Source organism: Devosia sp. A16 (genome assembly GCF_001402915.1).
Taxonomy (GTDB): domain Bacteria; phylum Pseudomonadota; class Alphaproteobacteria; order Rhizobiales; family Devosiaceae; genus Devosia_A.
The window spans coordinates 3,832,229-3,858,418 of sequence record NZ_CP012945.1 but is presented as its reverse complement, the minus strand read 5'-3'; the positions used below and the strand labels follow the sequence as shown (position 1 = coordinate 3,858,418).

Here is a 26,190-nt window from a genome sequence, read left to right as displayed (position 1 = left end):
CCTTCGTTGACGCGGCGAGAGACAGGAATGTGCGGACCTGCTAATTCTGCAAAGTTGCGAACTGTGAAATTGCGAACTTGCAAATGGCCGACCGAAAGATCTTTGCCGGGGCGCGGGTACGGGCAGCGCGTATCAAGGCGGGACTGACCCAGCGCGAGCTGGCGCGGCGGCTCGAAATCTCGGTGTCGTATCTCAACCAGATCGAGAACAACCAGCGGCCGCTGACGGCGGCGCTGATGCTGACGCTGGCAGAGAACTTCGGGCTCGACCTCGGCGAACTCACCTCGGAGGGCGCCGATCGAGTGCTGGCCGACCTGCGCGAGGCGATGGCCGATCCGTTGTTCGGTGCGGCGGCGCCGGGGCTGATCGAGCTCAAGTCGCTGGCAACGAGCGCGCCCGATACGGCGCGAGCACTGCTCAGGCTCTACGAGGCCTATCGCAAGGTCAACGAGCGGCTGATGGGCGCGGATGCCGCGATGGTGGGCGCGCCGGGGCTGCAGACGAGCTACGAAGAGGTGCGCGACTTCTTCCACTATGCCAACAACTATATCGACCCGCTCGATCTCGCCGCCGAAACGCTGGCGGCGACGATCGGGCTGGCTCTGCATGGTCGGCTCGAGCGGCTGGCGACCTACCTCACGACGCGCCACCGTATCTCCGTGGTGTTCGAGGAACCGAACTCGCCCGATCAGTTGCGGCGCTTCGAGCGCTCGTCGCGCACCATCGTCCTCAATGGACGATTGGCGCCGGCAACGCAGTATTTTCAACTGGCAGTGCAGTTGGCGCTGATCGAGCAGGCTGAGCTGATCGACCACATCGTCGGCCAGGCGGAGTTCAAGACGAGGCAGGCAGCGGATATCTGCCGGCTGGGGCTCGCCAACTATTTCGCCGGGGCGCTGCAGATGCCCTATGGCGCGTTTCTCGCGGCAGCCGAACAGAGTGGCTACGACATCGAGGAACTGGCCTTCGCGTTCGGGGCATCGATGGAGCAGGTCGGGCACCGGCTCTCGACCATGCAGCGGCCCAAGGCGCGCGGCGTGCCGTTCTTCTTTGCCCGGGTCGATGCGGCGGGGACCATCACCAAGCGGCATTCGGCGACGCCGCTGCAGTTCCCCCGCTTCGGCGGCGCGTGCCCGCTGTGGAACGTGCACCGGGTGTTCGGCGAGCATAACGGCCGGATCGCTCGCCAGCTTGCCGAGACGCCGGACGGCAACCGCTACCTTTGCCTTGCCTGGTCCGAAGAAAAGCACACCGGCGGGTTCCGCGGACCGGTACGGCGCTATGCCTATGCGCTGGGCTGTGAGGTCGCCCACGCCGGAAAGCTGACCTATGCGGTCGACCTCGACCTGACGCGCGGCTTCGAGCCGATCGGCATCAGCTGCCGGATTTGCCCGCGTGGCAACTGCATCCAGCGCTCGGTGCCGCCGATGGATGCGCGGCTGGAGATCGATGTCGATCGGCGCGAAGTGGTGCCGTATCGGCTGGGCTGAACAGCCGCTCGTGCTGGCCCGACAACAGGCGGCATGGTTGCCGCCGTCTCGGCTGGCAAAGAAAAGCCCCAGGGATGATCCCCGGGGCTTTCGTGGTTGAAGCTGTCGTCCGTCAGCTCTGGCCGCCGGACACCAGCGAGGTGATGCGGCGAATGGTGACGCGGCGGTTGGCGCGCTCGGCGCCCTCCGTCTCGACCTTGAGATAACGTTCGCCGTAGCCCTGAGTGGTCAGGTTCTCCGGCGGGATGTCGTAGAACTCGGTCAACAGGTCCGCGACGGTGCCGGCGCGTTCGTCGGAGAGGACGAGGTTGGATTCGTCCGAGCCGACGGCGTCGGTATGGCCTTCGATCAGGAAGGTCTCGCCCGGGTTGCGGTCGAGGATCTTCTTGATCGCGTCCGCCACCTTGCCCAGCGAGCCGACCTGATCGCGGCCCAACTGGGCCGAGCCGGTATCGAAGGTCAGGTCGCCGATCTCGACGCGACGAACGGTGTCGCGAATGCGGGCCGAGCGCTTGACCTCGTCCACGGTATAGACGCGAGCAGCCTTCTCCAGCGGCGGTTCGCTGAGGAAACGTTCGATATCGGCCTCATCGGAGCGCTCGCTGTAGAGCACGTAGTCGTTCACCGGGATCGGCAGGTAGAACGGCGGCAGGTCGTCGCCCGGATCGCGCCAGTCGTCATCGCGACGGTCATCGGGGGAGAAGACGAGGACGATGCGGGTACCGTCGGGCAGCACTTTCACGCGGCGGATGACCTCGCCATAGCGGTTCCACACCGTCACCACGCGGGTGCCGTCGGACCGGATGACGGTCTGCCGGTAGCGACCATTGTCGAGTTCTTCATAATAGACCTCGTCGCCACGGCCGATGCGGTCGCGATCCTTGTATGGCGTGAAGATATTGATGTTGATGCCGATATTGACGATCAGCTTGTCGCCATCCTTCTTTGCCTCCTGGGCCGCCGGTGGGGCTTCGGGAGCCGGCAGCTGCTCGACGCGCTTGCCTTCGGTGGCGACGGTCGCCTCGACTTCCTCGGCCGGGGGCGGCGTCTGGGCCTGGGCCTCGGCATCGGTAGCGGGCGGCGGAGCCTCGGCAGCCGGCGGCTGGGCTGGGGCCGGTTGCCCGGCACCGGCCTCGCCGGCATCCTTGGCACTGTCCAGCACCGGAGCAGCCGGAGCGTCAGGCGTCTCCTGGTCGGGAACCACCTCGAGCGGCTGCCCCGACTGGTCGGTCGCCGGAGCTTCGCCCGGCTGAGCCGGTTCGGCTGGCGTTGCAGGTTCGGCCGGCGTCGCCGGCGCCGGGGCACCGCCCATCAGCGCCAGGCACTGGTCGAGCGACTGGATGCCCAGACGGTTACATTCGGCGAGGAAGGCCGCCTCGGCAGTCGCCTTGGCATTGGCATCACCGCTGGAGCTGGCCGAGACATAGGCCTCGAACGCTGCGATCAGGGCCGGGTCATTTGCCGGGGAGTCGGCCGGAGCCGCGGGCTGCTCCGCGGGGGCGGCGGGCTGCTCCGCGGGGGCGGCGGGCTGCTCGGCAGGAGGCGCCGGCTGCTCGGCGGGAGCGGGCTGGTCGGCGGCAGGGGGTTGTTCGGCCGCGGGAGCTGGCTGTTCAGCAGGCGCGGGTTGCTTCGCCGGAGGCGCCGGCTCGGCCGGCGGTGGGGCGGGTTGCTCAGCGGGCGGGGCCGGCTCGGCAGCCGGAGGCGCCGGCTCCTCGCTCGCCGGCGGCTGGTCCTCAGCCGGGGGGGCGGGCTGCTCTGCGTCGGCAGCACCGGTGGCAATGGCAATGCACTGCTGAAGCGCGGGCGCACCCACGCGCTGGCATTCGGCCAAGAATGCCGCTTCGGCGGCCGCCTTGGCCTCTGCGTCGTCACCGCTCTGGGCCTCGACATAGGCATTGTAGGCCGCCGTCAGCCCCGCATCCTGCGCCCCGGCAGTCTGGGGGAGCAGCGAGAGCATGCAAAGGCTCGTGGTCGTAAGCAATAAGCGCTTAAGCTGCATGGTTTTTCTCCGTTCTTCTTGTGATGCAACAGCCAACCCGCCCAGAACTGGCGCTGGGTCGGAACGGGCGCCGAACGGATTTGTTCCGACCCTGGAGGTAATGAGTGGCGTCAGCGCGGCATTGCGTGGGGTTGCGCGCTCGCGTAAACCGCTCGCCGCCAGCATCAGAGCCAAGACATGCCCGACACCCTTATCGGCGCCCTGCCCCCCGCCCTCATCGAAGACGCGGTTCGTCGTGCCCTCGCCGAAGACCTGGGACTGGCCGGTGACCTCACCTCGCAGGCAACGATCCCGGTCGATGCCGTGGCGACGGCGACACTGTCGACCCGCGAGGCCGGAGTGATCGCCGGGCTGCCGGTCGCACTCGAAGTATTTCAGCAGCTTGGCGGGGCCGTGTCGTTCGATCCGCAGGTGGCCGATGGCAGCGCGGTGACGAAGGGGGACATCGTTGCAGTGGTGTCAGGTGATGCGCGGCAATTGCTGGCCGGCGAGCGCACCGCGCTCAATTTCCTGAATCACCTCAGCGGCATCGCCGCCCACACTCACAAGTTCGTCGAAGCAGTGGCAGGGACCAGTGCGCAAATCTGCGACACCCGCAAGACCACCCCCGGATTGAGGGCGTTCGAGAAATATGCGGTGCGCTGCGGCGGCGGCTCCAACCATCGCTACGCGCTGAGCGACGCCATCCTGATCAAGGACAACCACATCGCGGTAGCGGGCGGCGCGGGCAAGGCCTACCGGGCCGCGCGAGAGGCGGCCGGTCACCTGGTGGCGATCGAGATCGAGGTGACCAACCTCGACGAGCTCGGCGAGGTGCTGGAAGCGGGCGCGACCATCGTCATGCTCGACAACATGGACAACAATCTGCTGCGCGCAGCGGTGCGACTGACCGCCGGTCGGGCACGGCTCGAAGCCTCGGGTGGGGTGACGCTCGAGCGGGTACGCAGCATCGCCGAAACAGGGGTCGACTACATCTCGTCGAGCCAGATCACCATGGGTGCCAGACCGCTCGATCTCGGACTGGACGTCGAAATCCAATGAGCCTGTCCCTTGCCGAGCTGATGAATCGCGCGGCCATTGCCGCTGCCGAAGTGATCCTCGAAGTCTACCATCGGCCGGTGCTGGCGATGGAAAAGCCGGACGGCTCGCCGGTCACCGAGGCGGACCAGCGGGCCGAGGCCATCATCCTCGAGCATCTGGCAGCGACCGGACTGCCGGTGCTCGCCGAAGAGAGCGTCGCGGCCGGACGGATCCCCGAACTGGGGACGCGCTACTTCGTGGTCGATCCGCTCGACGGCACCAAGGAGTTCCTCAAGCGCAACGGCGAGTTCACCGTAAACATCGCCTATTGCGAGAACGGGCATCCGATCAGCGGCGTCGTGCTGGCGCCGGCTACCGGCGAAATCTACTGGGGCGGTCCGGATGGCGCGTTCGGTGGCCGACTGGCGGGCGATGCGATCGAGGCCGTCGCACCGTTGCGCGTAGCGGCGGGCAAACAGCCGCTGCGCATCGTCGCCAGCCGGTCGCATGGCCACGCGGCGCTGGCCGAACTCTGCGATACCCTCGAGGTGGCTGAGGACGTGTCGGTCGGCTCGTCGCTGAAGTTCTGCCTGCTCGCCAAAGGCGAAGCGCAGCTTTACCCGCGATTTACCCCAACTTCGGAATGGGACACGGCGGCCGGCCAGGCGGTGCTGCAGGCTGCCGGGGGTGTGGTACTGGGAATGGACGGCCTGCCGCTGACTTGCGGACACCGCGAGGACGGCTTCCTCAATGCCTGGTTTGTGGCCGCCGCCAGCGAAAAACTGGCTTTGCGGGCCCTGGCTGAAATGCTGCGGTTCGCCGACGCATGAGACGAAACCGTTAGTATTCAAACGGTTGGCCATGAAGAAAATGCATGGCAGCCCCTCTCCCGGCCCTTGTTGCGCTTTTTTCCGCCTCCATATATAGGCCCGGCATATGCTGGTCCGTTATATGACGGCCGAACAGGAAGCCAATGAACGTCAGAACCATCTGCCTTGCCATCCTCTACGATGGCGACGCGACTGGATATGAGATCCGAAAGCTCTCCGTTGAAGGAGAGTATTCGTATTTCATCGACGCCAGCTATGGGGCGATCTATCCGTCTCTGGCCCGGCTCGAGCAGGAAAAGCTGGTTACGGCGCGTGTCGAACAGCAGGATGGCAAGCCCGCCAAGAAAATCTATTCGATCACTGCGGCCGGGCGGGCAGCGTTCATCCAGTCGATGTTCGAGAAACTTGGCGAAGACGAGTTCCGCAGCGAATTTCTGCTGTTCCTGCGCTTCGCTTCAGAGCTTCCGCAATCGCTGGTCGAGCAGCGACTGAATGAACGAATCGTCGAAATCGACGCGACGCTCGCCGACTTTGACCGGCTCAAACAACAACACAACCACCCCGGAGACGCCTGGGTCATCGATTACGGGCGCACTTGCATGCAAGCGGCTCGTGACTACATCGAGGCGCACGGGGATGAACTGATAGCGCTGGCCCGTCCCGACAGGGACGACGCTGCAGCAGCGGAATAGAGGGTATCAGAATGCGTGCGATCGTTTCCTACGGCGTTGCCGGCGCCATTGTCGTTGTCGGGGCCCTGTGGCTCGGCAGCGGCGTTTTCGTGGCGGGCGGCAATGGCCCCGGCAAGGGCGAACGCCCGATTATCTCGTTCTTCAGCAAGGACGCCGAAGGCGCCGAGACGACGCACCACCCCGCCGCCGAGGGCGCGGTCGATCCGGCACTGACCATCGCCCAGCGGGTCGCCGAGGCGAGCGGCGCATCTGCTCCGGCTCAATCGGTGCGCACCGAGACCTACACCATGCAGGCCATGCCGGTGGAAGTGCCGCTGCGCGGCCGCACCAAGGCCAAGAACGTCACCACCATCACGCCGGAAACCTCGGGTGTGGTCACTGCGGTGAACGTCACCAAGGGCCAGGCCGTCAAGGCGGGCGACGTGATCTGCACCCTCGAGGAAGGCACGCGCGCTGCCGCGGTGGCGCAGGCGGAAGCGGCACTGGCCCAGGCCCAGACGGCCTACGACTCCAACAAGGCGCTGCGCGACAAGGGCCTCGCGGCCAGCAATACCGGCATCGCGGCCGAGACCGCACTGCGCCAGGCCCAGACGGCGTTCGACCAGGCCAAGCAGGAGTTCGACCGCGCCAAGGTCACCACCAAGATCGCCGGCATCGTGCAGGATCCGGTGGCGACGGTCGGCAGCGTGCTGAGCCCGGGCCAGGCGTGCGCCACGGTGGTGGAGCTCGACCCGATGCTGTTCGTCGCCTCGGTGCCGGAGGCCCGCATCGCCCGTGCCGAGCTGGGTCTGCCGGCCAAGGTGGAAACCGTGACCGGCCAGACGGTGGACGGCAAGGTGAGTTACATCGCCTCGCTTGCCGACGATGCCACCCGCTCGTTCCCGGTCGAGATCGAGATCCCCAATGCGGACGGCAAGGTGCTGTCGGGCATCACCGCGACGGCCACGGTCACCATGGGTACGGTGCCTGCGCATCTGTTGCCGCAGTCGGTCCTGACGCTGAACGACGAGGGCACGCTCGGCGTGCGCTCGGTCAAGGACGGCGTCGTCGAGTTCTATCCCGTGACGATCATCTCGGACTCCCGTGAGGGCGTCTGGGTCACGGGTCTGCCCCCGTCGATCGACGTGATCACGATGGGCCAGGAGTATGTCGTGCCGGGTCAGAAGGTCAACGCGACCAACGTTACGGGCAAGCCGGATTCGGTAGAAGCCGAAGCCGCTGCTGATGGGGTGCACTCATGATGAATTTCCTCGAACGCGTCCTGCGCATGCCGCGGGTCGTGTTGACGGTGATGGCGCTGCTGCTCCTCGCCGGTTTCAGCGCATATGTGTCGTTGCCCAAGGAGAGTTTCCCGGCGATCGACATCCCGTATTTCTACGTGTCGACCAGCCAGACCGGCGTCTCTCCGCGTGACGCGGAGCGGCTGCTGGCCAAGCCGATCGAGGATCGCGTCAAGGACATCGACGGGCTGAAGAATTACACTTCGACCTCGTCGACCGGCCACGCCTCGGTGTTCCTCGAGTTCGACGTCAACGCCGACGCCGACAAGGCGCTGGCCGACATCCGCGCCAAGCTCGACGGCGTCGCCGGCGAGCTGCCGGACGACGCGACCGTGCCGTCAGTGACGGAAATCTCGTTCACCGACATGCCGTCGATCTCGGTGGCGGTCTATGGCGACGTGCCTGAGCGCACCCTGGTGCAACGCGCCAAGGATCTCAAGGAAGAGCTCGAAGCGATCCCGACAGTGCAGAGCGTGAGCATTTCCGGCTCGCGCGACGAAATGCTGGCTGTGACCATCGATATGAACCGGCTGGAGGCCTATAACCTCACTGCCGGGCAACTGCTCGACGCGCTGGCCAAGAACAACATGGTGGTGCCGGGCGGCACGCTCGATACCGGACGGGGTTCGTTCAACGTCGAGGTGCCGGGCCTCATCACCACGGCGCAGGACGTCTACTCGCTGCCGATCAAGGCGGATGGCGACAATGTCGTGACCTTCGGCGACGTGGCGACGGTGACGCGCACCTTCAAGGACGCGACCGAATACGCGCACGTCAATGGCCAGCAGGCGATCACGCTGGGTGTGATCAAGAAGCTCGGCACCAACGTCATCGATATCTCCGACAAGGTCCGCGCCGTCACCACCGAGTTCACCAAGGACTGGCCGTCCGGCATCCAGCACAGCTTCCTCGTCGATCAGGCAGATTCCACCAAGAACCTGTTCCGCTCGCTCGAAGCGGCCGTGCTGACCGCCGTGGCGCTGGTGATGATCACCTGCGTCGCCACGCTCGGCGTGCGCCCGGCGCTGATGATCGGCACCTCGATCCCGATCTCGTTCATGATCGCGTTCCTCGTGGTCCAGATGCTCGGCATGACCATCAACATGATGATCATGTTCGGCCTGGTGCTGGCAGTGGGCGTGCTCGTCGACGACCCGATCGTGGTGGTGGAGTACGCAGAACGAAAGCTGCAGGAAGGCGTCAGCAAGAAAGAGGCGTTCATCCTTGCGGCGCGCAAGATGTTCGTGCCGGTGGTTTCGGCCACCTTCACGACGCTGGGCGCGTTTATCCCGCTGCTGTTCTGGCCGGGCATCATCGGCAAGTTCATGAGCTACCTGCCGATCATCGTGATCGTGGTGATGTGCGCCTCGCTGCTGTCGGCGCTGGTGTTCATGCCGGTGATCGGTGCGATCATCGCCTCGAGCCATGTCGACCCCAAGGCCAAGGAAGCCGCGGACGTCGTCATGTATCCGGACAAGTTCGATGTGAAGAAGGTGAAGGGTCCGACGGGCGTCTATGTGCGCACGCTGCAGCACCTGATCCGCCATCCGATCCTGTCGTTGCTCACCGGTTTCACCATCGTCGGCTTCATGTTCTACGCCTACATCGCCCACCCGACCGGCATGGAAGCCTTCCCGGCCTCGGAAGCCGAGTTCGGCACGGTCAACGTGATCGCCCGCGGCAACTATTCGCCGACGGAAATCCGCGACATGCTGGTGGAAGTCGAGAACCAGATCCTGCAGGTGCAGGGTGTGCAGGACTCGATCATGACCTTCGCCGGTGGTGGCAGCAGCTTCTCGAGCGGCGGTCCGCCGGACACCATCGGGCAGTTCAACCTGCAGCTGCAGCCGTGGAACGAGCGCGTCAAGGCCGAAGAGATCTTCCAGAACATCCGTGACCGGGTGAAGGATATCTCTGGCCTCGAGGTGCAGATCGCGGCGCAGGAGAACGGTCCGCCGGCCGGCAAGGCCATCAACCTGACGGTCGAAAGCACCAACTATGCCGACCTGACGCCGGTGGTGACCAAACTGCGCAACTATGTGGAGAATGACCTTGGCGATACCATCGACGTGGAAGACGGACGTCCCTCCCCAGGCATCGACTGGGAAGTGACGATCGATCGCGTCGCCGCCGCCAAGTACGGCATCGGCGTGCGCGAGCTCAGCCCCTATGTCCAGTTGGTGACCTCGGGCGTGAAGCTTGGCTCATACCGGCCGGACGACGCCGACGACGAACTGGATATCCGCGTCCGCCTGCCGCTGGACGAGCGCAGCTTCGACAGCCTCGACTCGCTGCGGATCGTCACGGCCCAGGGTCTGGTGCCGGTGTCGAACTTCATCAAGCGTGAGGCGGTGCCGAAGGTCGCCAATATCAGCCGGAAGAACGGCGTCTATGTAATGGGCGTCGCCGCCAACCTGGCGCCGGGCGTGCCGGCTGATGCCAAGGTCGCCCAGCTGAAGACCTGGGTGGCCGAGCAGGGCTTCCCCTCGACCACCAAGGTGGCGTTCGGCGGTGCTGACGAGCAGATCGGCGACACCAATGCCTTCATCATGCAGGCATTGGGGGCTGCGCTGTTCATCATCTTCCTGGTGCTGCTGCTCGAGTACAACAGCTTCTACCAGGTGCTGGTGACGCTCTCGACCGTGGTCATGTCGCTGGCCGGCGTGATGCTGGGCATGACGATCACCGGGATGAGCTTCTCGGCCATCATGACCGGGCTCGGCATCGTGGCGCTGGCCGGTATCGTGGTGAAGAACGGTATCGTGCTGATCGACACCTACAACCACTACAACCGTGGTGACGGGGTCGAGCCGACCAAGGCGATGCTGATCACCGCAGCCCAGCGCGTGCGGCCGGTGCTGCTCACCGCCACGGTGACGGCCCTGGGCGTGATCCCGATGGCGGTGAACGTCGAGTTCGACTTCATCCGGCGCGAGATCGTCTGGGGTGGCCTCGCCGGTTCGTGGTTCACGCACCTGTCGGCAGCTCTGGTTTCTGGCCTGTTCGTCTCGACCGCCCTCACCTTGGTAATGGTGCCGGTGATGATCACCGCCCCGAGCGTGATCCGTCACGGCTGGATAGGCCGGCTGTTCGGTGCAGTGTTCGGCGCCATCGGCAACGCCATCGCCTGGCCGTTCCGGGCGATCTTCGGCCGGCGCAAGCACACCGCGGTCACGCCGGAAGGCGAGACGGTGGAGATCCCGGCCGACATCGACAGCTCGAAGCGGTTCATCAAGACCGAAGGTTCGGGCCTCGTCGAGACGGAGCAGGACGGCGTGACGGTGGTCAGCCGCCAGGCTGCCGAGTAAGCTGAACTATAGAGACACGCAAAAAGGGGGCCCGGTGGAAACCGGGCCCCTTTTGCTATGCTTCGACGCAGACGATCTCAGGAGCATGCCGACGCGCCGCATAACGGTTGGTCAAGCTGGCTACGAACTCGACGCGGTAATCGAAACTGCGCGAGCTGAACCGGTGGAAATCGTGCACGAAGGAGTCGGCGCCGCGATCGTGTTGTCACCAACGATGTTTCAGGCGCTCATCGGTAAGGCGCCGGGCCCCGATCGACCGGAGCTGGAACGACTAATGCATAAGAGCATCAGTGATGCGCGACCAGGTCTATCGCGCCTTGGCAACATGGGAGGTGAAGCACGACCCTCCCGAGCGAGACGACAGATAGTTCATGCCTTTACCGGGGCGCGAACCAACTTTGGCCGCCCTGCCCTCCACGCCACGGCCAGACCAAGGCTGATGCTGAAGCCGAGGCCGATCATCAGCAGAGAGTGGCGGCCGAGACCCAGATCGCCGGCGAGGACTTGCAGGACCAACAGGTGAATGAGGTAAGCGCCGAAGGTAGCTTGGCCGAGGGTCGACCAGATCGGGCTCTTCAGTTCGAGGCGCATGAACAGCACCGCCACCGAGAGGGCGTAGCCGAGGGTCGCGAGCGAGTAATCGTGACCCAGGGCATAGCGGCCGACGACGAAATAGCCTTCAGAAAGATGCAGGGCCGCAAAGAGCACCAGCGATGCGACGATCGCCGGGACCGGCAGGCCGGCCAGCGCGGTACGGTTGCGGCGCAGCACGATGCCAGCGACGAGAAAGACCGGCGCGAAGAACAGCCCGTTGCGATCCATCCAGAACGGGAAGCCATGGCCCAACAGCGGCTTTGAGTAGGCGCCGATGGTGGTGCCGACGCCGTAGAGGACTAGCGCGATGGCGAGGGTCCAGCGCAGGCCGGTGAATTTGATCAGCGTTGCAACAATGGCGCTGCCGAGCACCAGGGCGGGCAGGAACCACAGGTGGAAGGCCGGCCCACCGGACCAGAGGAGCAACAGCAGACCATCCGGCGTCAGCTCGAAGCCGGGCCGATCGCCCTCGAGCAGGCGCAGTGCCACGGTGATGGCGAGGACAACCGCAAACGCCGGCATCACCCGGCGAGCCACCTTGCCGGCCAGCCGGAGCGGCGCGGCGAGGTCGGCGTCCTTCCAGAAATAGGCCGACATCAGGAAGAACACCGGCACGGCGAAGCGGCTCAGCTCATCGACGACGAAGCCGAGCGGCTTGTTGTCGGCGAAGCCGCCACCGGCGACATGCAGGGTGACGATGCCGAACAGGCTCAGGACGCGCAGGGCGTCGAGGGAAGCGTTGCGGGAAGCGGATGAGGTCATTTGGCCGATGCTGTGATGGTCGGACGCAACGGATTGGTCAAAGGGTGGGTTCCGGTAAGCGGCCGGTTCTTGGTGGTGCTGACTGTCAGAGACGGCCCCCTCCCGGCCTCCCCCATAAAGAGGGAGGTGAAGAGTCGAGGCTCTGGCATCGATAGTGCCAATCGCACCGGCAGGGCACCTCTCCCTTTATGGGGGAGGATGGGAGGGGGCCGTCTGTGACGGCAAACCTCTGCTACTCCGCCGCGGGCAGACCGCGCTTGACGAAGCCTTCGGGGTCGTTGGCGACGCGCTGCATGCGCTCTTCGGCCTCCGAGGCCTCGCGCTGGCGGTTCCACATCTGGGCATAGAGCCCCTGCTTGGCCAGCAGGCGATGGTGGGTGCCGCGCTCGGCGATCTGACCGTCGCGCAGGACGATGATCTCGTCGGCATTGACGACGGTGGAGAGCCGATGGGCGATGACCAGGGTGGTGCGGTTGGCCGAGACCACGTCGAGGGCGGACTTGATGTCTTCCTCGGTCTTGGAATCGAGGGCAGAAGTCGCCTCGTCGAGAATCAGGATCGGCGGTCCCTTCAGGATGGTGCGGGCGATGGCGACGCGCTGCTTCTCGCCGCCCGAGAGCTTGAGGCCACGCTCGCCCACCGGCGTCTCGTAGCCCTTGGGCAGGCTCTCGATGAAGTGGCCGATCTGCGCCAGCTCGGCGGCTTTCTTCACCTCCGCCTCGGTCGCGTCCGGGCGACCATAGCGGATGTTGTAGGCGATGGTGTCGTTGAACAGCACCGTGTCCTGCGGCACCATGCCGATGGCGGCGCGCAGGCTCTCCTGGGTGACGTCACGCAGGTCCTGGCCGTCGATGGTGATCCGCCCTTCGATGACATCGTAGAAGCGATAGAGCAGCCGCGAGATGGTGGATTTACCGGCACCCGACGGCCCGACCACCGCTATGGTCTTGCCCGCCGGTACCTCGAAGCTGATGCCCTTGAGGATCGGGCGATCCGCATCGTAGTGGAACTTCACATCCTCGAACTTCACCACCGGGCCGGTGACGGCAAGCGGCTTGGCGCCCGGCTTGTCCTGGATCTCCGGAGCCCGATCCAGCAGCTTGAACATTTCCTCGATATCGGTGAGCCCCTGCCGGATCTCGCGATAGACGAAGCCGATGAAATTGAGCGGCCGGTAGATCTGCATCAGGAAGGTGTTGAGCAGCACGAAATCGCCCAGCGTCAGCGTGCGGTTCATCACCCCCAATACAGCCATGATCAGGATGATCACCGTGCCGGAATAGAAGATCACCGCTTGACCGAAGTTCAGGAAGCCGAGCGAGGTCCAGATGCGGATGGCGGAGCGTTCATACTTCTCCATCGAGGCATCGAAGCGTTGTGCCTCCATCTTCTCGTTGGCGAAGTACTTCACCGTCTCGAAATTCAGCAGGCTGTCGATGGCCTTGCCGTTGGCATCGGTGTCGCTGTCGTTCATGTCGCGGCGAATGGCGATACGCCAGTTCGACGCCTTGATGGTGAACCACAGGTAAAGCCAGACCGTGACGACCAGCACGCTGAGGTAGCTGACGCCGAACATGACGATGAAGATGATGCCGGTGATGACGAACTCGACCAGCGTGGGCGCGGTGTTGAGCATCGTGAAGCGCACGATGGTCTCGATACCCTTGGTGCCGCGTTCGATGACCCGGCTCAGGCCGCCGGTGCGGCGGGCAAGGTGGAAGCGCAGTGACAGCTTGTGCAGATGTTCGAAGGTCTGCAGCGCCAGTTTGCGAACCGCATGCTGGCCGACCGAGGCGAACAGTACGTCGCGCAATTGCTGGAAGCCGGCATCGATGATGTTGCCGACGCCGAAGGCGACGACCAGCACGATGGGAATGGCAACGCCCATGACCAGCGCGGTATCAGGCGTCGTGCCGTCGAGGCTGTCGATGATCCACTTGTAGACGAAGGGCACCAGGGTGGTCGCCACCTTCGACACCAGCAAGGCGCCGATGGCGAGGACGACGCGCCACTTCAGATCGGGGCGACCCTCGGGCCACATGTAGCCCCAGAGGTTTCGTACAGTGGCAAGCAGGCCACCCTCCTCCGCGCTGACGGTGGGGCGCTTGGTTGCCTCATCGGCGGAAGACATCAGGCTAGCTCTTTGACCGGGTGATCGGTGAGGCCGGTGAACAGACCGCTGCAGGCAATGCCGAAATCGGCCAGCCGATCGGCGCGCAACGAGTAGCAGTTGCGGGTGCCCTTGGGGTGACGCTCCACCAGGCCGGCATCGAGCAGCACCTTGATGTGCTGGCTCACGGTGGACTGGGCCAATGACAGGTTCTGTGTGACATCGGTGCAGCAGCAATCGCCGGCGCGCTGGGCGGCGAGGATGCGCAGGATGTTGAGCCGGACGGGGTGTCCGAGCGCCCGCATCACATTGGCGATGTCGTCGTCGTGCATCGGGTTCATCGTCATTCAGCGATAAAAGATCGGCCTCGCCAAGGCAAGGCGAAACCACCTGCCTGACTGGGCAGTTGAACCGGATTCGCGGCACGACGCTGTCAGGGATTGGCGGGCCGTGCCCTCAGTCGTCGGTCACCAGCGGCAGCTCGAAGATCTGGCCGGGAAAGATGCGCGATGGACGCCGGATCAGCTCGCGATTGGCGTGGAAGATGGTGCGGTAGTGGATGCCATGGCCGTAGTAGCGGCGGGCAATGCTCCACAATGTATCGCCACGCCGGATGATGGCCTTGCCGACATTGTAGCGCCCCTCATCCGGATCGCCGAACGGCAAGAGGCGCAGGATGGTGACCGGCTGGCCGGCGGCGACGGTCGGCGCAGCTTCGGGGGCGTCGAACTGTGCGATCAGCGCCGGGGCCTCGGGTGCCGGCAGGGTAATCGTCGACGGCTGCTCGGTACCGGTCGGGGATGGCAACGTGGTCGGTTGCAGCGTCGAGGGAGCGAGAATTTCGACCGAAGCGGACTCGCCTTGCGGCAGCACGCTGTCCAATGGCGGCAGCGGCGCGGGGGGCAAGTCGGGTTCGATGGGGGCGACCTCGGGCTCCGCCTCCGGCTCCTCCACAAGCAGCGGCTGATCGCCCGGTTCCGCTGCCGGCGCGCTGTCGGCGACTGCCGACGCATCGGGAGGAGTGGCGGTGGCAGGCGGCTGCGCCGGCTCAGGCGGCGAAGTGGCCACCGGCGGCGCGGGATCGGCCTGCGGCGCCGGGGCGACGCCGCTGCCAAGCTCCGGCGTCTGTTCGGGCCGCTCGTCGGGTGGGGCGCCACCATCGGGCAGCTCGATCTCGACGGTGATGGCGGCAACACCCAGCAGCTTGCCGGTGTCGGGTTCGATGGCTTCGACACGCAGCTCGCGCCGCGGATTATCGAGTAGGTTGCTGCCCTCGACCAGCCAGCGCCCCTCTTCCACCGGGCTTTCGCCGATCAGTCGGCCGTCGGCGTAAAGGCGCATCAATGCACCGGCCGGGCCAGATCCCGAAACGAAACTCTTGCTGCCGTCGAGTTCGATGGCGTCGATGGTGGGAGCCAGGACGACCGGTGCGGCGATGGTCGGCGGAGGTGGTTGGGCGGTCGCCGGTTCGGCGTTGGCGACAACCAACGGCGCTCCGGCAGGGGCGCCGGCGGCAGGCACGGCAAGCTCAGGCGCGGCGCCAGGGCCCGCCTCCGGCGCGTCAGCCGGCTCTTCGGCAAGCGGCGAGGCGGGCACTGCCGCTTCGAGAGCGGGCGTCTCGTCCTCAACGGACAAGCCGCGTTCCACCGCAAACCTGTCGGGGCGGGCAGCGGACTCGTCCCGAGTAACGTCATGTTCCGGTGTGGGGGCTGCGCCCCAACTCAATGCGGTATCGGCCGCCGGGACAGGCTCGATCGCCCCAGATGCAGGCACGGGCGACGCCGGAACGGCGTAACCGGGGACTTGGGCCGCCACCGTGGGCCGAGCCGCATCGACCGCAGACGGATCGGCGGACGGCGCAGGCGCGGCCTCCGCCGGCAGGTCGGGCGAGGCAGTCGACGGAGTAGCGGACGGTCCTGGGGCCGCCGCCGGAGGTTGAATCTCTGCAACATCGAGAGGCGGCGGCACCGGGGGGTCGCCGGGGATGGCGTCGGCCGGGACTTTGTCGGCGACCCGGCCCGGTATCCGTCCGGGGAGGTCGAACTTGCGGTCGGCCATGTCGCGCAGACAGGTGACCACGCCGCGCGGATCGGTCGAACAGGCGTTGACTGCAGGCAGCCCGACAATGCCCAAGGCAACAGCCAGTGTCACCCCGGCGGCGCCAAGGGCGAGCAGCAAAGTACGGCGGTCGTCGGTCGGGCGCAGCGGGGCCTCCGGGAACGCGGGCAACCTGTCCCAACCGCTCCGGCGTCTCAGGCTGCCTCTGATTTCATCAACTTATAGGTAATCGACTCGTAAAGCGCCTCAAATGAGGCGTCGATGATGTTGGTGTTGACTCCGATGGTGTACCAGCGCTCGCCAGTGCCGTCGCGGCTTTCGACCAGTACACGGGTGACCGCGCCCGTGCCGCCGTCGAGGATACGCACCTTGAAATCGACCAGTTCGAGATCGGCGATGCGGGCGGAGAAAACCCCCAGGTCCTTGCGCATGGCGAGATCGAGCGCGTTGACCGGGCCGTTGCCTTCGGCCACCGACATCAGCAAATCGTCGCCGATCCGGATCTTCACCACCGCCTCGGTGACGACCACCTGCTCGCCACGCGCATTGTGGCGGCGCTCGACGCTGGTGCGGTAGCTCTCCACGTCGAAGAACTCCGGCAACGTGCCGAGCACGCCGTGCGCCAGGATGAAGAACGACGCATCGGCGCCGTCGTAGGAATAACCGCGAGCCTCCCGCTCCTTGACGGTGCGCAGCAAGCGCTCGAGCCGCGGATCGTCCTTGCCCAGCTCGATGCCATGCCGCTTCAGCGCCGCAAGCAGGTTGGACTTGCCGGCCTGCTGGCTGACCATGATGTTGCGTTCATTGCCGACAAGCTCCGGCGGCACGTGCTCGTAGGTCGAGAAATCCTTGGCCAGCGCCGAAGCGTGGATGCCGGCCTTGGTGGCGAAGGCAGAGGTGCCGACATAGGGCGATTGCCGGGCCGGGGCGCGATTGAGCAGCTCGTCGAAGGCCCGCGAGATCGAGGTGAGGTCGGCCAGTTGCTCGCTGGAAACGCCGATCTCGAAGCGCTCGGCGAAGCCGGGCTTCAGCGCCAGCGTCGGAATGATGGTGACGAGGTTGGCATTGCCGCAGCGCTCGCCGATGCCGTTGAGCGTGCCCTGGATCTGGCGGACACCGGCGGCGACGGCGGCAAGGGTGTTGGCGACCGCCTGGCCGGTGTCGTCGTGGGCATGGATGCCGAGATGATCGCCGGGCACCACCTTGCTGACTTCGGTGACGATCTCGGTGACCTCGGACGGCATGGTGCCACCATTGGTGTCGCACAGCACCACCCAGCGGGCCCCCGCGTCGAGCGCGGTGCGGACGAAGCGCAAGGCATAGTCGGGGTCGGATTTGTAGCCGTCGAAAAAGTGCTCGCAATCGACCAGCGCCTGCTTGCCGGCAGCGACAGTGGCTTCGATGGTCTCGCGCAGGTTGTCGAGGTTTTCCTCGAGGCTGATGCCAAGCGCAACCTTCACCTGATAGGCGGAAGCCTTGCCGACGAAACAGGCGGCGTCCGATACGGCGTTCAGCGTCGCCTGGACCCCGGGATCGTTGCCGACCGAGCGTCCCGCCCGCTTGGTCATGCCGAAGGCGGTGAAGATGGCGTCGCGCGTGCGGCTTTCGGCGAAGAACTGATCGTCAATGACATTGGCGCCCGGATAGCCGCCCTCGATGTAGTCGACGCCGAGGCGCTCGAGCAGCGCGGTCACCGAGATCTTGTCCTCGAGCGAAAACTCGATGCCGGCGGTCTGCGCGCCATCGCGCAGCGTGGTGTCGAACAGATAGAGGCGTTCCTTGGCTTGGGCAGTCATGGCGAAATACTCAGTTACGGGGCGGCCACTCGGCCGTGTCGTGGTCGGGGTGCTGGTGGTTGGACGCGCGAACGCGCGCCACAGCTTCGACGCCATCGCCCTCCTCGGTGGTGCCGATCTGCTCGGCGCCGGGAACCGGGCGAAGGCCCGGATGACGGCCCTCGAGGCCCATCTCGTAAAGAATGGGGATGAGGTGCGGCTGATCGAACGAACCGATGGTCATCGACACATGCGGCCCGCCCAGCGAGCGATAATAGAGCGGCGTGCCGCAATTGCTGCAGAAGCCACGCGCCGCGACGTCGGAGCTGTTGAACTCGCTGGGCTTGCCGCGCGTCCAGGTCAGGTGCTCGTGACCGATGCCGACCAGATCGATGAACACATTGCCCGCAGCCTTCTGGCACATGCGGCAATGGCAGAAGTGCGGGTTGTCGCGCAGCTCGGTGGCGTGCCAGCGGACGGCGCCGCATTGGCAGCCGCCCGAATATTCGCGGAAGCGATAGCTTTCGTCGATCACATTCCACCTCCCGCGAAGCGGTCCGTCGCTTCGATCAGATGATTGAGGATGCCGGGCTGGCTCAGCGCGTGCCCCTGCCCTTCGACCATGATGAACTCTGCCTCGGGCCACGCCTGGTGCAGGTCCCAGGCCGTCTGCGGCGGACAGGCGACGTCGTACCGGCCCTGCACGATGATACCCGGAATATCGCGCAGCTTTCCCGCATCGCGGATCAGCTGGCCCTCGTCCATCCAGCCGGCATGGACGAAATAGTGGTTCTCGATACGGGCAAAGGCGAGCGCGTACTCGTCGCCGTAGAAGGTGTCGCTGACCTCGGGATCGGGCAGCAGCGTGATGGTCTCGCCCTCCCAGCGCGCCCACTCGCGGGCGGCGCCAAGCCGCACCTCACGATCGGCGCTGGTCAGCCGCTGCCGGTAGGCGGCGATCATGTCGCCGCGTTCCGCCGGCGGGATCGGGGCGATGAAGCGCTCCCATTTGTCGGGGAAGAGCAGCGAGGCGCCATGCTGATAGTACCAGAGCAACTCCCAACGTCGCAGCGTGAAGATGCCGCGCAGCACCAGTTCGGTGACGCGGTCGGGGTGCTTCTGCGCATAAGCGAGCGCCAGCGTCGACCCCCAGGAGCCGCCGAACACCAGCCACTGCTCGACGCCGACCATCTGCCGCAGCCGCTCGATATCGTCGACCAGGTCCCAGGTGGTGTTATGCTCGAGCTCGGCGAAGGGCCGCGACTTGCCGCAGCCGCGCTGATCGAACAGCAGTACGTCATAGCGCGCCGGATCGAAGACGCGGCGCTGGTTGGGACTGATGCCGCCCCCTGGTCCGCCATGCAGGAACACCGCCGGTTTGGCGCCCGGCGTGCCGATGCGCTCCCAGTAGAGCTGGTGGCCGTCGCCCACGTCGAGATGGCCGGAGGCATAGGGCTCGATCTCAGGATAGTAGGTGCGTAGCGTCACGCGGTAAGACCTTGTTTCGGGGGCCAATAGGCGGTGTCGTGGTCCGGGTGCTGGTGACAGACCAGGGTGGCCATGAACTCAAGCCAGCCGGGCGAATATTCGGTGCGCACCGGCAGCGCGGCAAGACCATCGAAGAACGGCAGCTTGTCGGTCACGTTGACCTGGATCGCCGGCGCCGCGACGGTCGGATCGTCGAAGGCGCCGATGGCGATCTCCAGTTGCTGATCGGCCGGGCGGCCGATCTCCTCATAGGTGAGAGGGGTGCCGCAGTCGGCGCAGAAGCCGCGCCTGATCTTGTCGGAACTCGCGAAGTATTTCGGCGCGCCGCGGGTCCACACGACGTCGAACGAGGTGACCAGCGGCCCGAAGAAGGCGCCGAAAGCCTTCTGGCACATCCGGCAATGACAGATCGAGCCGCGGCCGAGCCGGCCGACGGCAAAGCGCACCGCGCCACATTGGCAACCGCCGGTGAAGGGGGCCTCACTCGGGGGCATGGCATACCGCTTCGATATTGTGTCCGTCCGGATCGTAGACGAAGGCGGCGTAGTAGGTGGCGTGATAGTGCGGCCGCAGGCCCGGCGGACCATTGTCCTTGCCGCCGGCGGCGATCGCCGCGGCATGGAACGCATCGACGGCCGCTCGGGTGGATGCCCTGAAGGCGAGATGCACCCGGCCGCCGCTGAGTTTGCCACCGTCGCCGATCCACAGGAATGGCTGCTCCGAGCCGAGGCCCGCGACGTTGCCTTCGTCCCCCTCGAACTTCATGTGCGTCTTGATGCCGAGCGGCGCCAGCGCCTTCTCGTAGAATGCCAGCGAGGTCGGGTAGTCGGCGGTCGAAATGGCCACGTGATCCAAGGCACTCATAGGCGTCCTCCCTTTGGGCCGACATAGGCGGCCTCGATGTTGTTTCCGTCGGGGTCGAATACGAAAGCGGCGTAGTAGTCAGGCGCATAGTGCGGGCGAAGACCGGGCGGTCCGTTGTCGCGCCCGCCGGCAGCGAGCGCCACCGTGTAGAACGCCTCGACGGCGGCCCGACTCTCGGCGACGAAGGCGACATGGGTATCGCCACCGCGCTGCACCTTGCCGCTGCCGAGCCAGAAGGTCGGGCGCTCGATGCCATAGCCGGCCGATCTCACGCCGTCATACTCGAACTCGGCAAGCAGCTTGATCCCGAGCGCACCGAGCGCGGCAGTGTAGAAATCGCGCGAGAGGGCGAAGTCCGTGGCCGTGAGGCCGACATGGTCGATGATGGCGGTCATGGGTGACCCTCCTGCAAAGCCAGCCAGATGGCCTCCATCACACCATCGCGATTCTCGTGGAGTTCGTTGTTCCAGATGCGAAGGATGCGATAGCCATGCGTCCGAAGCACTGCATCGCGGCGGGGATCGGTTTGGCTCTCTGCGTGCTGGCCGCCGTCGAGTTCCAATATCAGCTTTGCCGAGTGGCAGGCGAAATCCGCAATGAGCGGGCCGACAGGGACTTGGCGCCTGAACTTGAAATCAACGAAGCGACGTCCGCGGAGCAGATGCCAAAGCACCTCTTCGTGTGGCGTCGCTTCACGCCGAAGGTAACGCGCGAAGGAGCGAAGCCTTGGCGCGACCGGCCTCCTAGCAGCCGTCGGTGAGGGGGGAGAGAACCCCTCATCCGCCCTTCGGGCACCTTCTCCCACAAGGGGAGAAGGCGACGCCGCGACATCGGTGAGCCGCTCGACCTTCTCCCCTTGTGGGAGAAGGTGGCGCGCAGCGCCGGATGAGGGGTCCGCAACCGGAGGTTGCGCGGCCGGAGCAAGAGCGACGGACGGCTGCGGCAGGGGAAAGTCTGGCGTCACCTCACCACCTCCCATTTGGTCTGACGCTGGCCGGCATCGTCCTTGTAGTCCATCAGTTGGACACCCTGTGTCAGCAATTCGGCACGGATCGTGTCAGCCTTTGCGAAGTCCTTGGCGTTGAGCGCGGCGAGGCGGGCAGCGACGGCCTGTTCTACGCCTGCGGGCGCGTCGGCCGCGCCGGCGGTCAGCAGGCCGTCGGGGGTGAACCCAAGGAACTCGAGTGTCGCGGCGAGGCAATTGGCGGCGGTCTCGACGCCGCGGTTGGCGTTGCGGGCAATGGCGTCGAGCGCCACCGTCGCCCGATGGAAATTGAGGTCGTCGGCCAGTTCGGCAATGACCGAAGGCTCGGGCGGCGTTCCGGGCTTCGGCTTACTGGCGCGCTGCCAGTCGCGCAGCTTCTGCTCGGCCTCCTCCAGACGCTTCACCGAAAAATCGATCGGCTCGCGATAGTGCGTCATCAGCATGGCGAGGCGCAGCACTTCGCCTGGCCATTTGCGGCCGCCGAATTTGTCGCTCTCGAGCAGTTCGGAAATGGTGACGAAGTTGCCGAGCGACTTCGACATCTTCTGCCCCTCGACCTGCAGGAAGCCGTTGTGCAGCCAGTAGTTGGCCATCACCGGCGTGCCGTGGGCGCAGCGCGACTGGGCGATCTCGTTCTCGTGGTGCGGGAAGATCAGGTCGAGGCCACCGGCATGGATATCGAACACCTGGCCGAGGTAGCGTTCGCTCATCGCCGAGCACTCGATATGCCAGCCTGGGCGTCCCCTGCCCCACGGGCTGTCCCAGCCCGGCTCTTCGGCACTCGACTGCTTCCACAGCACGAAATCGGCCGGGTTCTTCTTGTGCGCGTCGACCGCGACGCGCGCCCCAACCAGATTGTCCTCGAGATTGCGGCCGCTCAACTTGCCATAGTCGGGCATCGAGCCCACGTCGAACAGCACCTCGCCTGCGGCCTCATAGGCATGGCGACTGCCGATCAAGGTCGAGATCAGCGACTGCATCTCGGGGATGAAATCGGTGGCGCGCGGCTGATGGTCGGGCTCGAGAGTGCCGAGTGCGGCGACATCCTTGAAATACTGCGACGCCGTCTTCTCGGTGACCTTGCGGATCGCCTCGTTGAGCGGAAGGCCGGGATAGTCCCGGGCGGCGCGGGCGTTGATCTTGTCGTCGACGTCGGTGATGTTGCGGACGTAGGTGACGTGATCGGCGCCGTAGACATGGCGGAGCAGCCGATAGAGCAGATCGAAGACGATCACCGGGCGGGCATTGCCGATATGGGCATAGTCGTAGACCGTCGGCCCGCACACATACATGCGGACATTCATGGGATCGATGGGGACGAAGTCCTCCTTCGCCCGGGTCAGCGTATTGTGGAGCTTCAGAGTGATGTCGCCCAAAGTCAGGGTTCCTCGCGCGATGAGACGCTCGCGGACGGGTTCTTCGGACTACAGATCAGGAAATGAAGAAAACCGCGCCGCCAGCAATGCTTAGCGGATAATAATGCAGCCGGTAATGCAGTTCGCGGTGCCGGTTTTCATGGCGCGCAATCTGACCGCAGCGCGGGCAAAAAGCAAGGGGCGCCGAAGCGCCCCTTGGAGATGGCTCATTGCGGCGCGGGGGCCGCGGGGGCGGCTGGCGCCGCCGGATCGGCGGGGGCGGCCGCCGGAGGGGTTGCGGCCTGCATCGCCGCGGTAACTTCAGGGCCCGCAAAGCAGGTGGTCAGGCCTTCGCGCGCCACCTCGGTGACCTTGTCATAGCTGCCATGGGCGGCGTGCGCTTCGTCAGTGCCTTCGCCGCGCAGGTCGGCGGCAAGAATATCGACATCCTTCTGCGGCATGTCCTTGAAGGCGCCGGCGAGGCATCCGCACAGCGGCGTGAGAATCAGCGAGGAGTCGACGCCTTCCGGCACCTGGCCAAGCAGAAAGGCTTCGGCGTTGAGGCACGTCTCGCTGAACTTGGTGAGATCCGCAGGGGTCTGGGCCAGCGCTGGCGGGGTAGCTGAAAGGACGAGCATGCCGGCGAGGGCGGCAAAGGCGACACGAGCTTGCAAGGTGATACTCCGGCGACAAGGCGCGATGGGGTACCTAAGCACAGAACCGGCGCCCGGCGACTGCAGAAAAGCGACGAAAGCGTCGCTCGCGGCCCTGCTGTCGCCCTATTCACGGAGACTCACCCCGCTCGCAAAACGCCGAGGTGCAAGCGCCGCGGTTGTCGAAGCGCCCGGTCACGGCTGCGTTATCGTTGCTGCGGGCGATTGCGAGGCTGCCGATCAGAGGCTAACCGACAACCGATGCTGTGCGAATACCGCTGCCCCATCTCGCCCCGGCGTCTCGCTTTAGGCATATTGAGGCCCTAGAGCACTTCTCACTGCTTCCATGCGGCGCCGAAATGCTGCAAGTCTTTGGTTTCCCGCGTGTTCGAACCGGAAAGTCTGCAACTGTTCCCCGAAAGCGCTCCAGCGGAGGCCCACACCATCCGGTCCGAACGAATGCCCAGCCATAGCTTCAGCGCCACCACCCTGTTCATCCGCTTTGCCGTCTTGCTGTTCACGGCCTGGGCCGGGCTGCTGATCGACGTGTCGACAGCCCACGCGCAGGCCAACAATTGCGCGCGCCTGCAGTCGACGCTGCGCTCGCTGGAGCGCAACTCGGACTTCCAGCGCTCGCAGGGCGGCGAGTTGAAGCGGCTGCAACGCGAAGTGCAGCGCTCCGAGAGCGCCTATGTGCGGCAGGGCTGCAATGACGACGCCAAGGCAGGACGGCGGCTCTCGCCCGAATGTCGCGCCCTGGCGCGCGAAGTGCTGCGCGGACGCGAGGACGTTCAGCAGCTGTCGCAGAGCGTCAGCACCGGCGAGGCGGTGGCCCAGCAGCGCGAGGCGATCCTGCAGGAAATGGCACGCTTCGACTGCGATGGCCGGTCGCGCGTCGAGGTGCAGCGCGGCGATCGCGGCAACCTGTTCGAGCGGCTGTTCGGGGTCTTCACCGACGGTGAAGGCGACGGCGAGGGCGGCATTCGCGGCGAAGAGTTCAACCCCTATGGCAACTACCATACGGTGCGAACGCTGTGCGTGCGCAAGACCGACGGCTTCTGGTGGCCGATCAGCTATTCGACGCTGGTCGATTACGTCGCCAACGACGCCCAATCCTGCCGGGCGCAATGCCCCGGTCTCGATGTCGACCTCTACTATTACGACAACCCTGGGCAGGAACCGGAGCAGATGGTCAACGAATGGGGCGAGCCCTATTCGGCACTGCCCAATGCCTTCAAGTTCCGCACCGACTTCGACACCGCCAGCAAGTGCACCTCGACGCAGGACCAGGGTGCGATCACGCTGGCCGAACTTCCGACCGGCGGAACGCGCGCCATGGTGACATTCCGCGGCGCAACCTTCCCGTTGCCGCTGCGCGACGGCCGGCGGATTTCCCCGACGGTGAACGCACCGGTCACCCAGGTGGCTATGGCGACATTCGTCGACGTGCCGCTGCCGCGCCGCCGTCCGGCCGCGCCGGGCGAAACCCCGATCCCGGTCGCTGTGGTGGCGCCGGTCGCCGCCAATCAGCCGGGCCGCATCGTTCGGTTCGGCGACAAGCGCGTCAGGGTAGTCGGGCCAGACACGCCGTACGCCCCAAAAGAGGCAGCAGGGACTTGAGGTCCGGTCCCTGCTCGCGGCCGGTCAGCGCCAGCCGCAGCGGGTGAAACAGCGCCCTGCCCTTGCGACCGGTTGCGGCCTTGAGCGCCTCGGTCCATTTCGACCAGGTGGTCTCGTCCCAGGGCTCGGGGGGCAGCAAGCTGGCGGCCTCGCGCAGGAAGTCGCGATCCTCTTCCGCCACCACCGGGGTAACCGGGCCCGAAATCAGGGTCGCGAGGTCGGCGATATCGGAAAACACCGAGAGATTGCCGCGCAGCGCCAGCCATAGTGGCGCCGAGGCCAGCCCGAGGGCCTCGAGGCGCGGCCTCGCCAGTTCGTAGGGCATCTGGTGCAGGATGCGGGCATTGAGGCTCGCCAGTTCCGCAGGGTCGAAACGGGCCGAGCCGTGCGACACGACATCGAGACTGAACACCTGCCCCAGCGCGGCGAGGTCGGCGTAAGGCTCGAGCGGCAGGCTGGTGCCGGTCAGCACCGCGGCCATGGCCACCGCCATCGGCTCGTAGCCGGCGGCGCGCAACTGCTCGAGCGAGAGCGAGCCGAGGCGCTTGGAGAGGCCCTCGCCGTCCGCCCCGGTCAAGAGGTTATGGTGCGCGAAGGCCGGCACCGGACCGCCAAGCGCCTCGAAAATCTCGATCTGGGTGCCGGTATTGCTGACGTGATCCTCGCCGCGCACGACATGGCTGATGCCCAGCTCGATATCGTCGACTACCGAGGGCAGCGTATAAAGGTAGGAACCATCGGCGCGGATCAGCACGGGATCGGACATTGAGGCGGTGTTGACCGTCTGCGGCCCCTTGATCAGATCGTTGAACGCGACCGGGCGCCCATCCAGCTTGAAGCGCCAATGCGGCTTGCGGCCCTCGGCCTCGTACTTCGCCTTCTGCTCGTCGGTGAGGTTGAGCGCAGCGCGGTCATAGACCGGCGGCCGGCCGAGCAGACGGGCGCGAGCGCGTTTGCCGTCGAGCTCCTCCTCGGTCTCGTAGGCCGGATAAAGCCGGCCGTCAGCGATCAGCCTGTCGCGCGCGGCATCGTAGCGCGCCGTGCGGTCGGACTGCCGAACCCTGAGATCGGGGGTGATACCGAGCCAGGCGAGGTCGGCGTAGATTCCCTCGGCAAATGCCTCGGTGGAGCGCGCGGTGTCGGTGTCGTCGAGCCGCAGGATGTAGCGGCCGCCAGTGGACTTGGCGAACAGCCAGTTGATCAGCGCCGGTCGGGCATTGCCCAGGTGCAGGCGGCCGGTGGGGGACGGGGCGTAGCGGACTGTGGTCATCGGGAGCTATCGTTTTCGGCAGTCGGCAATCGGCAGT

22 protein-coding genes are annotated in these 26,190 nt (G+C 65.7%); 7 read left to right on the top strand and 15 right to left on the bottom strand.

Translation table 11 applies throughout. From position 1 onward, the window contains the following. The first annotated feature begins 83 nt into the window (after positions 1-83). Positions 84-1,490 carry a helix-turn-helix domain-containing protein gene (locus tag APS40_RS18520; RefSeq protein WP_055048460.1) on the top strand — a complete coding sequence of 469 codons (1,407 nt, stop codon included), beginning with the start codon at positions 84-86 and terminating at the stop codon, positions 1,488-1,490. 112 nt (positions 1,491-1,602) lie between these two features. Here the strand turns inward: APS40_RS18520 and APS40_RS18515 are convergent, their stop codons facing one another. Then, positions 1,603-3,447: an OmpA family protein gene (locus APS40_RS18515; RefSeq protein WP_055048459.1), complete on the bottom strand. Its 1,845-nt coding sequence runs from the start codon at positions 3,445-3,447 to the stop codon at positions 1,603-1,605. Between the two features lie 219 nt (positions 3,448-3,666). On the opposite strand from APS40_RS18515, the gene nadC reads away from it, so the two are divergent. The 5 genes from nadC (at position 3,667) to APS40_RS18490 (ending at position 10,619) form a co-directional block, all read left to right on the top strand. Next, positions 3,667-4,530: a carboxylating nicotinate-nucleotide diphosphorylase gene (gene nadC, locus APS40_RS18510; RefSeq protein WP_055048458.1), complete on the top strand. Its 864-nt coding sequence runs from the start codon at positions 3,667-3,669 to the stop codon at positions 4,528-4,530. After that, complete coding sequence (gene cysQ / locus APS40_RS18505) at positions 4,527-5,339, top strand: 3'(2'),5'-bisphosphate nucleotidase CysQ (RefSeq protein ID WP_055048457.1); 813 nt, start codon at positions 4,527-4,529, stop codon at positions 5,337-5,339. Before nadC ends, cysQ begins: the two co-directional genes overlap by 4 nt. A gap of 143 nt (positions 5,340-5,482) precedes the next feature. Next, positions 5,483-6,031: a PadR family transcriptional regulator gene (locus APS40_RS18500; protein ID WP_055048456.1), complete on the top strand. Its 549-nt coding sequence runs from the start codon at positions 5,483-5,485 to the stop codon at positions 6,029-6,031. An 11-nt stretch (positions 6,032-6,042) separates the two neighbouring features. Then, positions 6,043-7,272, top strand: coding sequence for an efflux RND transporter periplasmic adaptor subunit (locus APS40_RS18495; RefSeq protein ID WP_055048455.1), 1,230 nt, complete (start codon positions 6,043-6,045; stop codon positions 7,270-7,272). Next, entirely contained in the window at positions 7,269-10,619 is a 3,351-nt protein-coding gene (locus APS40_RS18490; protein WP_055048454.1) for an efflux RND transporter permease subunit, read from the top strand. Before APS40_RS18495 ends, APS40_RS18490 begins: the two co-directional genes overlap by 4 nt. A gap of 369 nt (positions 10,620-10,988) precedes the next feature. On the opposite strand, the gene APS40_RS18485 is transcribed toward APS40_RS18490, so the two are convergent. The 13 genes from APS40_RS18485 to APS40_RS18425 all read right to left on the bottom strand — a co-directional run bounded on the left by APS40_RS18485 (position 10,989) and on the right by APS40_RS18425 (position 23,284). Beyond that, positions 10,989-11,975 carry an acyltransferase gene (locus APS40_RS18485; RefSeq protein WP_055048453.1) on the bottom strand — a complete coding sequence of 329 codons (987 nt, stop codon included), beginning with the start codon at positions 11,973-11,975 and terminating at the stop codon, positions 10,989-10,991. Between the two features lie 232 nt (positions 11,976-12,207). Then, on the bottom strand, positions 12,208-14,106 hold the full coding sequence (locus APS40_RS18480) for an ABCB family ABC transporter ATP-binding protein/permease (RefSeq protein WP_055048452.1): 1,899 nt from the start codon (positions 14,104-14,106) through the stop codon (positions 12,208-12,210). After that, positions 14,106-14,417, bottom strand: a complete 312-nt coding sequence (locus APS40_RS18475; RefSeq protein ID WP_236884130.1) for an ArsR/SmtB family transcription factor — start codon at positions 14,415-14,417, stop codon at positions 14,106-14,108. Before APS40_RS18475 ends, APS40_RS18480 begins: the two co-directional genes overlap by 1 nt. 124 nt (positions 14,418-14,541) lie before the next feature. Continuing rightward, positions 14,542-15,720, bottom strand: a complete 1,179-nt coding sequence (locus tag APS40_RS18470) for a LysM peptidoglycan-binding domain-containing protein (RefSeq protein WP_156342989.1) — start codon at positions 15,718-15,720, stop codon at positions 14,542-14,544. A 617-nt stretch (positions 15,721-16,337) separates the two neighbouring features. Continuing rightward, on the bottom strand, positions 16,338-17,939 hold the full coding sequence (cimA, locus tag APS40_RS18465) for a citramalate synthase (protein ID WP_055048449.1): 1,602 nt from the start codon (positions 17,937-17,939) through the stop codon (positions 16,338-16,340). Between the two features lie 10 nt (positions 17,940-17,949). Beyond that, entirely contained in the window at positions 17,950-18,453 is a 504-nt protein-coding gene (locus APS40_RS18460; protein ID WP_236884129.1) for a GFA family protein, read from the bottom strand. Then, positions 18,450-19,406, bottom strand: a complete 957-nt coding sequence (gene pip / locus APS40_RS18455; protein WP_055048448.1) for a prolyl aminopeptidase — start codon at positions 19,404-19,406, stop codon at positions 18,450-18,452. The genes APS40_RS18460 and pip overlap by 4 nt, the downstream gene beginning before the upstream one ends. Further along, the gene (locus APS40_RS18450; RefSeq protein ID WP_055048447.1) at positions 19,403-19,900 is read right to left on the bottom strand and encodes a GFA family protein; all 498 of its coding nucleotides are present in this window, start codon (positions 19,898-19,900) and stop codon (positions 19,403-19,405) included. The genes pip and APS40_RS18450 overlap by 4 nt, the downstream gene beginning before the upstream one ends. Beyond that, positions 19,887-20,270 carry a VOC family protein gene (locus APS40_RS18445; RefSeq protein WP_055048446.1) on the bottom strand — a complete coding sequence of 128 codons (384 nt, stop codon included), beginning with the start codon at positions 20,268-20,270 and terminating at the stop codon, positions 19,887-19,889. The genes APS40_RS18450 and APS40_RS18445 overlap by 14 nt, the downstream gene beginning before the upstream one ends. After that, on the bottom strand, positions 20,267-20,656 hold the full coding sequence (locus APS40_RS18440) for a VOC family protein (RefSeq protein ID WP_055049726.1): 390 nt from the start codon (positions 20,654-20,656) through the stop codon (positions 20,267-20,269). Before APS40_RS18440 ends, APS40_RS18445 begins: the two co-directional genes overlap by 4 nt. 5 nt (positions 20,657-20,661) lie before the next feature. Further along, a complete protein-coding gene (locus tag APS40_RS24595) occupies positions 20,662-21,249 on the bottom strand; it encodes an endonuclease domain-containing protein (RefSeq protein ID WP_082434518.1) in 588 nt (195 codons plus the stop codon). Then, a complete protein-coding gene (gene cysS, locus APS40_RS18430) occupies positions 21,231-22,559 on the bottom strand; it encodes a cysteine--tRNA ligase (RefSeq protein WP_236884292.1) in 1,329 nt (442 codons plus the stop codon). Before cysS ends, APS40_RS24595 begins: the two co-directional genes overlap by 19 nt. A 278-nt stretch (positions 22,560-22,837) precedes the next feature. Continuing rightward, positions 22,838-23,284: a hypothetical protein gene (locus APS40_RS18425; protein ID WP_055048443.1), complete on the bottom strand. Its 447-nt coding sequence runs from the start codon at positions 23,282-23,284 to the stop codon at positions 22,838-22,840. 438 nt (positions 23,285-23,722) lie between these two features. Between APS40_RS18425 and APS40_RS18420 the strand changes: the two genes are divergently transcribed. Further along, a complete protein-coding gene (locus APS40_RS18420) occupies positions 23,723-24,883 on the top strand; it encodes a DUF2865 domain-containing protein (protein WP_055048442.1) in 1,161 nt (386 codons plus the stop codon). Here APS40_RS18420 and gltX read toward each other — a convergent pair. Then, positions 24,828-26,153, bottom strand: a complete 1,326-nt coding sequence (gltX, locus tag APS40_RS18415) for a glutamate--tRNA ligase (RefSeq protein WP_055048441.1) — start codon at positions 26,151-26,153, stop codon at positions 24,828-24,830. The genes APS40_RS18420 and gltX overlap by 56 nt on opposite strands. Positions 26,154-26,190 lie beyond the last annotated feature (37 nt).